Source organism: Segatella buccae ATCC 33574 (assembly GCF_000184945.1).
Lineage (GTDB): Bacteria > Bacteroidota > Bacteroidia > Bacteroidales > Bacteroidaceae > Prevotella > Prevotella buccae.
In genome coordinates this window covers 1,162,191-1,171,445 of record NZ_GL586311.1, presented here as the reverse complement: position 1 = coordinate 1,171,445, position 9,255 = coordinate 1,162,191, and the positions used below count along the sequence as shown (strand labels likewise).

Annotated in this window: 9 protein-coding genes; 2 read left to right on the top strand and 7 right to left on the bottom strand. The window is 57.1% G+C overall.

Going from position 1 to position 9,255, the window contains the following annotated elements:
• Positions 1-73: 73 nt before the first annotated feature.
• Genes HMPREF6485_RS04470 through HMPREF6485_RS04460 form a run of 3 tightly spaced genes read right to left on the bottom strand, consistent with a single transcriptional unit; the run spans position 74 to position 3,717 of the window.
• Positions 74-982, bottom strand: coding sequence for a helix-hairpin-helix domain-containing protein (locus HMPREF6485_RS04470; protein WP_004344978.1), 909 nt, complete (start codon positions 980-982; stop codon positions 74-76).
• Positions 983-987: 5 nt separating this feature from the next.
• On the bottom strand, positions 988-2,343 hold the full coding sequence (locus tag HMPREF6485_RS04465; RefSeq protein WP_004344976.1) for a sodium-dependent transporter: 1,356 nt from the start codon (positions 2,341-2,343) through the stop codon (positions 988-990).
• A complete protein-coding gene (locus tag HMPREF6485_RS04460) occupies positions 2,344-3,717 on the bottom strand; it encodes a sodium-dependent transporter (protein ID WP_004344973.1) in 1,374 nt (457 codons plus the stop codon).
• 84 nt (positions 3,718-3,801) lie between these two features.
• Here HMPREF6485_RS04460 and HMPREF6485_RS04455 point away from each other — a divergent pair, with 84 nt between their 5' ends.
• Positions 3,802-4,227, top strand: coding sequence for a VanZ family protein (locus tag HMPREF6485_RS04455; RefSeq protein WP_044125826.1), 426 nt, complete (start codon positions 3,802-3,804; stop codon positions 4,225-4,227).
• Here the strand turns inward: HMPREF6485_RS04455 and HMPREF6485_RS04450 are convergent.
• The 4 genes from HMPREF6485_RS04450 to HMPREF6485_RS04435 all read right to left on the bottom strand — a co-directional run bounded on the left by HMPREF6485_RS04450 (position 4,175) and on the right by HMPREF6485_RS04435 (position 7,899).
• Positions 4,175-4,675 (bottom strand): CYTH domain-containing protein, encoded by a 501-nt coding sequence (locus HMPREF6485_RS04450; protein WP_004344969.1) that lies wholly within the window; start codon positions 4,673-4,675, stop codon positions 4,175-4,177. The two genes, HMPREF6485_RS04455 and HMPREF6485_RS04450, sit on opposite strands and share 53 nt — an antisense overlap.
• On the bottom strand, positions 4,672-4,824 hold the full coding sequence (locus HMPREF6485_RS14135) for a hypothetical protein (RefSeq protein WP_004343706.1): 153 nt from the start codon (positions 4,822-4,824) through the stop codon (positions 4,672-4,674). Before HMPREF6485_RS14135 ends, HMPREF6485_RS04450 begins: the two co-directional genes overlap by 4 nt.
• Before the next feature lie 92 nt (positions 4,825-4,916).
• Positions 4,917-6,038 (bottom strand): peptide chain release factor 2, encoded by a 1,122-nt coding sequence (prfB, locus tag HMPREF6485_RS04440; RefSeq protein ID WP_004344967.1) that lies wholly within the window; start codon positions 6,036-6,038, stop codon positions 4,917-4,919.
• 52 nt (positions 6,039-6,090) lie between these two features.
• Positions 6,091-7,899 carry an AMP-dependent synthetase/ligase gene (locus HMPREF6485_RS04435; RefSeq protein WP_004344965.1) on the bottom strand — a complete coding sequence of 603 codons (1,809 nt, stop codon included), beginning with the start codon at positions 7,897-7,899 and terminating at the stop codon, positions 6,091-6,093.
• A 248-nt stretch (positions 7,900-8,147) separates the two neighbouring features.
• Here HMPREF6485_RS04435 and HMPREF6485_RS04425 point away from each other — a divergent pair, with 248 nt between their 5' ends.
• A complete protein-coding gene (locus HMPREF6485_RS04425) occupies positions 8,148-9,221 on the top strand; it encodes a M20 family metallo-hydrolase (protein WP_004344963.1) in 1,074 nt (357 codons plus the stop codon).
• Positions 9,222-9,255: the final 34 nt, after the last annotated feature.

The following is a 9,255-nucleotide window of genomic DNA, read 5'->3' as shown; positions in this document are numbered from 1 at the left end:
CCTACCACCTTCCACTTGCCCCCCACCCCCTAACTTAGGGGGCTTTAGATGGGGTGGCGGGGACACACTGCCGCTAATACTCGATGTAGGGTTCGAGCCTGCGGATGACCTCGGGAGGGAAGTCGCGGTTGTTGCGCAACTGGCTGAGACTGGTGAGCGGCCCGTTGAGGCGACGGAAATCGCAGATGGCGCGGGCCATGTAGAAATTGATGTAGGGGTGCTGACGGAGTTGGCTGAGGGTGAGTTTGTTCACTTTCAACTTTTTCACACCCTCGTCAGAAACCTGAAAATAAGGCAGGGCCGACTCCGGAAAACCGCTGATTTCGAGCAACTGACTGACATCGTGGAAGCCGCCGAGACGGTTGCGATAGTTGACCACGGCCCGGGCGTAGGCACTCCCGATGCCCGGCACACGCTGTAGCAGGGTGGTGTCGGAGAGATTGAGGGCTATATGCTCGCCCTGCCGCAGCTTCACAGAGTGGCGCAGCGTGTCGCGAGTGGCCGGAGAAACGACCTCGCGGGACAAAGGAAGCTCTGATGCCGGCCGGTAGTCGGGCGAAATGCGGATGTACGGTTCGAGTTGCCGATACTGCTTTTGGGTGAGTCCGTAGAGACGGGCAAAGTCGGCAGGTTGACGATAGATGCCCCCACGCGCGCGATACTTATAAATATTGCGCACCTGCCCAGGCTCCAATCCGAGCCCGAGGAGCAGCGTGCTGTCGGCTGTGTTGGGGTCGAAAGGTTGCAGGCGCACCGCGGGCCGATGGCCGTCTCCGACAGCATATCCTCCCCGGCGGGCATCACAGGCTGTAGGTTCGGGCACGCCCGACTCCGCATAACTGCCTGTCGGAGGGGGTGTGGAGTCGAACACACGGCCCACGAACGTGACGATGAGCAGGGCGGCGACGGCCACCAAGAGCAGCAGGAGGGTGACCACGCGATCATTGCGCTGCATGTAGGTGAGGTGGTGGAAGAGTTTCATGGGCCTTAGATGATTCCAAACTGATGGAGAAAAACAGACAGGATGCAGAGCGGACAGACAAACCGGACTGCAAAGAGATAGACATGGAAGAACGTGCCGCGCAGGGTGCCCCAGTTGGTGAACTCGTCAAGCACCACCTTCCGGGGCACAAACCACCCGAGGAAGATGCAGGTGAGAAAGGCACCGAGGGGCAGCAGTATCTGGGCCGTGAGATAGTCGCAGCAGTCGAGGAACGACCGGCCGAAGAAGACAAGCCGGTCGACAGCACCGCACGAGAGCGAACAGAAAATGCCGATTATCACACAGACGGCGGTTTCAATCCATGCGCCGCGCTTGCGGTTGATGTGCAGTTCCTCATAGAAGAAGGCCGTGCCTATCTCGTGCATCGAAATGGTGGACGTGAGGGCTGCCAGGGCCAGCAGGGCATAAAACAAGATGGAGATGATGTAACCCACGAGGGGCATGGAGGCGAATGCCCGGTTGAAAACGTTGGGCAGGGTGATGAAGATGAGCGAGGGGCCGCTGTCCGGACTTACGCCCACAGAAAAGGCTGCGGGGAATATCATCAGTCCGGCAAGAATGGCTATCAGCGTGTCGATGAGGGCTATCTGTATGGCCGAACGGGCCAAATTGGTCTGACGGGAGAAGTAGGAGGCATAGGTGCAGAGGCAGGCGGTGCCCAAGCTGAGGGAGAAGAAGGCTTGCCCGAGGGCTTCGAGCAGCACGCTTTGATCCACCTTGCCAAAATCGGGCTTGAGCAGAAACTCGATGCCCTGCGATGCACCCGGAAGCAGACAGGAGGCCACCACGATGACCACGAGCAGCACGAAGAGCGTGGGCATGAGCAGCTTGGAGGCCCGCTCGATGCCGTTTCGCACACCATTGACAACCACTCCGTGGGTGATGAGAATGAAAACGACGGTCCAAAAGACCGGCCGCAGGGGATGGGAGGAAAACTCCTTGAAATAGGTCTGCACGAAAGCGGAGTCACCACCCAGCTGTCCGGCCACCGAGGCATAGAGATATTGCAGGCACCAGCCGGCCACGACGGCATAGAAACCGAGGATAATCATCGAGGTGAACACGCCCATGTAGCCTACCACGGCCCACGGTTTGCCGCCCGAAAGATTGCGGTAGGCGCGGGCGGCATTGGACGACGAGTGCCGCCCGATGATGAACTCGCTCACCATGCCCGGTATGCCGAGCAGGAAGATGCACCCCAGATAGATCAAAATGAAGGCCGCACCGCCGTTATGACCGGCCATATAGGGGAAGCGCCAGATGTTGCCCAGCCCCACGGCCGAACCGGCCGTGGCGAGGATGACGCCCAACTTGCTGCCGAAATTGCCTCTTGTCTCCATTTACAGAATGCCTTTCAGAAGTCCGAACTGATGGAGAATGATGAGCAGTATGCACAACGGGCAGACGAAGCGGATGAGGAAAAGATAGGTGCCGAAGAACGTTCCGCGCAGCGTGCCCCAGTTGGTGAACTCGTCTTTGATGATGTTGCGGGGCACATACCAGCCCATGAAGAGACAGGTGAGCAGTCCGCCCACGGGCAGGAATATCTGCCCCGTCACGAAGTCGAACACATCGAAAAGGGATCGTCCGAACACCGTGAGACCGTCCACGGCGCCCAGCGAGAGCGAGCAGACGGCGCCGATGAGGCTCGTGGCCACGGTGACAATGATGGCACCGCGCTTACGCGAAATTTTCAGCTCTTCATAAAAGAAAGAGGTGCTCACCTCGTGGAGGGACATGAGCGACGTAAGGGCCGCCAACGAGAGCAGGGCATAGAACAGCAGGGAGATGGCCCGGCCCACAAGGGGCATCGAGGCAAAAGCCACGTTGAAGACGTTGGGCAGGGTGATGAAGATGAGCGAAGGGCCGCTGTCGGGGTTCACGCCCACGGAGAAGGCCGCGGGGAATATCATCAGTCCGGCAAGCACGGCCACCAGCGTGTCGACCACGGCCACCTGCAGGGCCGACTTGAGCAGGTTGGTCTGCCGCGAGAAGTAGGAGGCATAGGTGCAGATGCAACCCATGGCGATGCTGAGCGAATAGAACGACTGCCCCAGCGCACCCAGAAACACGCCGCTATTCATCTTACCAAAGTCAGGTTTGAACAGGAATGCGATGCCTTTTCCGGCCCCGGGAAGCAGACAGGCGGCCACCACGATGACGAGCAGAAGGATGAAAAGCGTGGGCATGAGCAGCTTGGAGGCTCTCTCTATACCTCCGCGCACACCGTGGATAATCACGAAATGGGTGATGAAAAGGATGGCGACCGTCCAGAAGACAGGCCTCACGGCATCACTCGAAAACTCGTTGAAATACCGGGTCACAAAGTCGGGATCGCCCTGCAATTCGCCCACCACCGAAGCGTAGATGTATTGCAGGCACCAGCCTGAGACCACGGCATAGTAGCCCGTGATGATAAACCCGGTGAGCACACCCATGTAGCCCACCCACTTCCAAGGACTTCCACCCGAAAGTTTGGTGTAGGCCCGGGCGGCATTGGAGGCTCCGTGGCGGCCTATGATGAACTCACTCACCATGCAGGGGATGCCCAAAAGCAGGATGCAAGCCAGATAGATGATGATGAAGGCGGCACCGCCGTTCTGCCCCACCATATACGGGAAACGCCACACGTTGCCCAGTCCAACGGCTCCGCCGGCCGTGGCCAGTATCAGTCCGAGTTTACTTCCGAAACTCGCTCTATTTTGTTGTGTCATATCAGTATCTTTATACTTTTTCGAATAAAGTCCTGCAAAAGTATAAAAAAAATCCTATCTTTGCATAAAGAATGAAAGTAAAAAATGCAAAACGTATTGAAATTCATCGGAGATTATCCGCTTTCTCTGCTTCTCACGGTGATTATCTGGGTGCTGTGCTTCATCAATGTGCCTGAAACGCCGCTCGAGAATATCACCCTCATGGACAAGTGGACGCACATCGCGATGTATCTGGTGCTCGGGGTTGTCATCTTTTGGGAAAGCAACCGGAAACGCAAACGGGCCATGCCCCCTGTTCAGGAAATGAAAAAGGCGAAAGTCGTGTTGTGGACTTTCGTCTTGCCGGCACTCATGGGAGGCCTCATTGAGATACTCCAAGCCAACTGCACGGGCGGACGGCGAAGCGGAGACTGGCTTGATTTCGCTGCCGACAGCATCGGGGCTGCCCTCGCTTTGGCTATCTGTATGCTTCCGGCAAAGTGTCGCGCCAGAGGCGGAAAGGACAGTTGAGCATGTGCTTGTTGTAAAACCGGGCATCGCCGGTGACCTCAGGGCCTATGAAGTCGGGCTTCTCGAAGGCTTCGTCGGCTGCGCCGAGTTCCACCTCGGCCATCACAAGCCCCTCGTTGTCACCATAAAACTCGTCCACCTCAAAGGTGTGCCGTCCGCTCTTGACCAGATAGCGGCGTTTGTCTATCACCCCTCCGCTGCACAGCTGCATCAGGTGGGCTGCCTCGTCGGGCGTTATCTCCTTCTCGAACTCGTAGCGCGAGAGTCCCCCATCGACCGACTTGCCCTTGATGGTGAGGAAAGCCCGGTCGTCGCGTGTACGCACCCGCACCGTGACTCCGTCGGCCGGGATATATCCCTGCTTGATACGGGCACTTGAAAAGGCGGCACGTTTGTACGCGTCGCCTTTCTTCACGAGGAACTTCCGTTCTATTTCCATTCCGCTCATGATGCCATGGCCATTGAATAAATCATATAGACGATGGCCAGAGCGACCAAAACGCCGAATATCCAGTACACCACTTTCTTTCCATGTTCTTCCTGCTTCCTTTCGTAAGCAGCGCGCTTGGCTTTGCGCAAGTCATTGTTTGAACTCATAATCGTATTATTTTATTAGGTTTTAAATGTCACTTTCAGGTTTCGGAGTGTTCCGGGGAGAGGTATCCCGAAACTGTTGCCGCACTTTCCGGTCAGTCTTCGTCGGCCACGGGAAACTCCATGAGATAAGCCTTGATGAACTCGTCTATCTTGCCGTCCATCACGCCATCGACATCGGCAGTCTGATAATTGGTGCGGTGGTCTTTCACCCGGCGGTCGTCAAAGACATAGCTGCGAATCTGACTTCCCCACTCTATCTTCTTCTTCCCGGCCTCAATCTTGGCTTGGGCTTCGAGCCGTTTCTTCATGGCCCGGTCGTAAAGCTGACTTTTCAGGAGCAGCATAGCCTTGGCACGGTTCTTGGGCTGGTCGCGCGTCTCGGTGTTCTCGATGAGAATTTCTTCCTCTTCGCCCGTGTCGGGATCCTGATACCAATAGCGCAGACGGACTCCCGACTCCACCTTGTTGACGTTCTGGCCGCCCGCTCCGCCCGAACGAAACGTGTCCCATGACAAGCGGGCAGGGTCTACGAACACTTCGATAGTGTCGTCGACAAGCGGAGAGACGAACACGCTGGCAAAGCTCGTCATGCGCTTGCCCTGCGCATTGAACGGACTCACGCGCACCAACCGGTGCACGCCGTTCTCACTTTTGAGGTAACCGTAGGCGTATTCGCCACCCTCAACCTCCATCGTCACACTTTTGATACCGGCTTCGTCGCCTTCCTGCAGATTGCTCACAGTGCACCGGTAGCCGTGGGCCTCGCACCAGCGCATGTACATCCGCATAAGCATTGAGGCCCAGTCCTGACTCTCAGTGCCCCCCGCGCCGGAGTTGATCTTGATGACCGCCTCCATCGGGTCTTCTTTCTGGCGAAGCATGTTCTTCAACTCCAGTGCCTCGATGGCCTTGATCGCCTTGGCGTAGTCGGCATCCACCTCCTCTTCCGACACCATATCGTCGTGGAAGAAGTCGAAAGCCAGCTGCAATTCGTCGGCATACTGCCGCACCTCTTTGTAGCCGTCGAGCCATTTCTCGATGCTTTTCACCTTTTTCATCTGCTCCTGAGCCCGTGCCGGGTCTTCCCAGAAGTCGGGGGCCTGCGTGCGCAGCTGTTCCTCCTCAAATTCTACTTTCTTTTTGTCTATGTCGAGATAGCGGTGCAACGCTTCGGCGCGCTCCATCACATCTTTCAACTGTTCTGCTGTAATCATAATTTCATCGAAGTTTCACTCCGGCCGTCTCCCGTCAAGAGAGCGGCCGTTTTTATTCCTCATACATCTTGTCTATCAGTTCCTGATAGTTCTTGTTGATGACCGGCCGCTTCAGTTTGAGCGTGTTGGTCAGTTCGCCCGCCTCCATCGAAAAGTGGTGGGCCAGCAGCGTGATGCGCTTGATCTGCTCGTATGAGGCCAGACTCTGCTGGAGCGTGCGGATGCGTTCCATCATCATCTCCTGCACCTGCATGTTCGCGCACAGGTCTTCTCGGCTGTTGAAGGGGATGCGATGCTCGCGCGCCCACTCCTCCACAAGCCTGAATTCCGGCACGATCAGGGCCGAGACAAACTTCCGCTGGTCGGCTATGACAGCCGCCTGATCAATGTATTTGTCTACCAGCAGCAAGGCTTCCACCATCTGCGGAGCCACATACTTGCCGTTGGAAGTCTTGAAAAGGTCTTTGATGCGCTCTTTCAGGAAAAGTTCTCCGTCTTTCAGATAGCCTGCATCGCCGGTATGGAAGAAGCCGTCTTTGTCAAAGGCCATGGCGTTGGCCTCATCGCGCTTGTAGTAGCCGGGGGTGATGGTCGGGCCCTTGAGCAGTATCTCGTCGTTGTCTCCTATCTTTATCTCGATGCCGTTGATGGGGCGGCCCACCGAACCCACGGTGTAGGGTTTGCCGAGATGGTCGCAAGACACGGTGGCCAGACTCTCCGTGAGTCCGTAGCCCACAATCATGTTGATGCCCACGGAGTGGACAAACTCTTCCACCTCGGGCGACACGTAGGCTCCGGCCGTGGGGAAGAGGTTGGGATTTTCCAGTCCTATCTGCTTTCTCACCATGCTCAAGATGGACTTGTTGACCACCTTGTATTCCAGTTCCAGTGCCAGCGGCACGCGCTTGCCCCGACTAAGATACTCGATGTTGCGCCGCCTACCGATGTTCAAGGCACGGCGGAAGACAGCCTGTTGCAACGGGCCGGCAGCCTCGATGCGCTCTTTCACGGCCACATACACCTTCTCCCAAAAGCGGGGCACAGCCGCCATACTCGTGGGGTGGGTCTCCCTCATCGACTGCTGTATCTCCTTGGGATAGGTGTTGACGATGAGCCGGGCACCCTCCGAGAGCGACAGATAGGCCCATCCGCGCTCAAAAACATGGGTAAAGGGCAGGAAGTTGATCACCTTGTCTTTCTCGCCTACGGGCACACACTCGTCGTTGGCCTTCAGACATGCGGCATACTGTCCGTAGGTGAGAATCACTCCTTTGCTGTCGCCCGTGGTGCCGCTGGTGTAGAGTATGTTGCAGATATCCTTGTCGTTGGACTGCCTCCACAGTTCTTCCACTTCCGGCTGCCGCGGCAGATTCTCGCCCAACTTGATGAAATCTTCAAAATAGAGGGCTGCCGGGTCGTGAGTGGAGATGCGCACACTGCGGTCGAAGATGATGATGCGCTCGAGCGAAGGGCAGAGGGCGAAGATGCGGTGGGCCTTGTCATACTGTTCCTGCTCGCCTACAAAGAGAAAGCGCACCCCTCCGTCGTTGACCATATACTGTATCTGTTGTTCGCTGCTCGTGGCATAAAACGGCACCGAAACCGCCCTCACGCCATAGGCACCGAAGTCGGTGTAGAGATATTGTACACAGTTTTGCGCGAACACGGCGATATGGTCTTGCGGCTTCACACCCAGATTGAGCAGGGCGTTGCTCACTTGCTTGACTCTGAGCGAGAACTGGTTCCACGACACGTCTTTCCATTTCAGACTGCCGAAGCTGCGAAACGTGAGTGCTGTTCTGTCGCCATATTTTTTTGCCTGTTCGTGAATAAGCACCGAAAGGTGGCATCTTGTCTGCATAGTCTTTTCTGTTAATTTATGGCAAGATAGTGCCAACGAGAGCAATCAAAGCTCGCTTTCAAATTGCCGAGCGCAGCCTATCTTATGCAAAGATAGTGCCAACGAGAGCAATCAAAGCTCGCTTTCAAATTGCCGAGCGCAGCCTATCTTATGCAAAGATAAAGCAAATAGACAGAACGACAAAATTTTTGGGCGTATTTCTAATAGCTGCAACGGATAAACCACAATCTTTTTACTAACTTTGCAGCATGATGATTACTCAAGAATACACCTCCGAAGCGGTGACGCTTTTAAGCCACCTCATCGCCACCCCGTCGATAAGCCGCAACGAGCAGGCTGCCGCCGACCTCATGGAAACCGCCCTCCGGACCTACGGCTTCGCCCCCCGACGCGAGGCTAACAATCTGTGGGCCATTGCCCCACACTTCGACGAGCAGCGCCCCACGGTGCTGCTCAATGCCCACATCGACACCGTGAAACCGGTGGCTTCGTGGACGCGCGACCCGTTTGCCCCCACCCGCGAGGGCGACACCCTCTACGGACTGGGCAGCAACGACTGCGGCGGCGGACTGGTGTCGCTCCTGCAAGCGTTTCGCATCCTGTCCGCAATGCCCCGTAACTATAACCTCATCTATCTGGCATCGGCCGAAGAGGAGGTGTCCGGACAAGACGGCATCTCCCGGGCACTCCCTCTGCTACCCCCGATCGACGTGGCCATCGTGGGCGAACCCACGGGCATGCAACCCGCCGTGGCCGAGAAGGGTCTCATGGTGCTCGACCTCACGGCCCGGGGCAAAAGCGGACATGCGGCTCGCAACGAGGGGGTGAACGCCATCTACGAGGCACTCGACGACCTGCTTTGGCTGCGCGACTACCGCTTCGAGCGCGTGAGCGAGTTTCTCGGGCCCACAAAAATGACCGTCACCGTGGTCAACGCGGGCACGCAACACAATGTGGTGCCCGACCGTCTCACGGCACTCATCGACGTGCGCACCAACGAACTCTACACCAACGAGGAGGTGTTCGACATCGTGCGCTGCCACTGCAAGAGCACCATCACCGCCCACTCGTTCCGTCTCCACTCCTCCCGCATACCCACTTCCCATCCGCTCATCCGCCGTTGCGTGGCCTTGGGCCTGACACCCTTCGGTTCGCCCACGCTCAGCGACCAAGCCCTCATGCCCTTCCCCTCCTTTAAGTTGGGCCCGGGCGAGTCTTCCCGCTCCCACTCTGCCGACGAGTTCATCCGCGTGAGCGAGATAGAACGCGCCATCCACACCTACGTGGAATTGCTCAAAGGCGACGCACTCCAAGCCCCCTAAGTTAGGGGTTGGGGGGCAAGTGGAAGGTGGTAGA

Coding starts and splice junctions, on each gene's coding strand:
- HMPREF6485_RS04470 (WP_004344978.1), bottom strand. CDS start 982: ATGAAACTCTTCCACCACCTCACCTACATGCAGCGCAATGATCGCGTG.
- HMPREF6485_RS04465 (WP_004344976.1), bottom strand. CDS start 2,343: ATGGAGACAAGAGGCAATTTCGGCAGCAAGTTGGGCGTCATCCTCGCC.
- HMPREF6485_RS04460 (WP_004344973.1), bottom strand. CDS start 3,717: ATGACACAACAAAATAGAGCGAGTTTCGGAAGTAAACTCGGACTGATA.
- HMPREF6485_RS04455 (WP_044125826.1), top strand. CDS start 3,802: ATGCAAAACGTATTGAAATTCATCGGAGATTATCCGCTTTCTCTGCTT.
- HMPREF6485_RS04450 (WP_004344969.1), bottom strand. CDS start 4,675: ATGAGCGGAATGGAAATAGAACGGAAGTTCCTCGTGAAGAAAGGCGAC.
- HMPREF6485_RS14135 (WP_004343706.1), bottom strand. CDS start 4,824: ATGAGTTCAAACAATGACTTGCGCAAAGCCAAGCGCGCTGCTTACGAA.
- prfB (WP_004344967.1), bottom strand. CDS start 6,038: ATGATTACAGCAGAACAGTTGAAAGATGTGATGGAGCGCGCCGAAGCG.
- HMPREF6485_RS04435 (WP_004344965.1), bottom strand. CDS start 7,899: ATGCAGACAAGATGCCACCTTTCGGTGCTTATTCACGAACAGGCAAAA.
- HMPREF6485_RS04425 (WP_004344963.1), top strand. CDS start 8,148: ATGATGATTACTCAAGAATACACCTCCGAAGCGGTGACGCTTTTAAGC.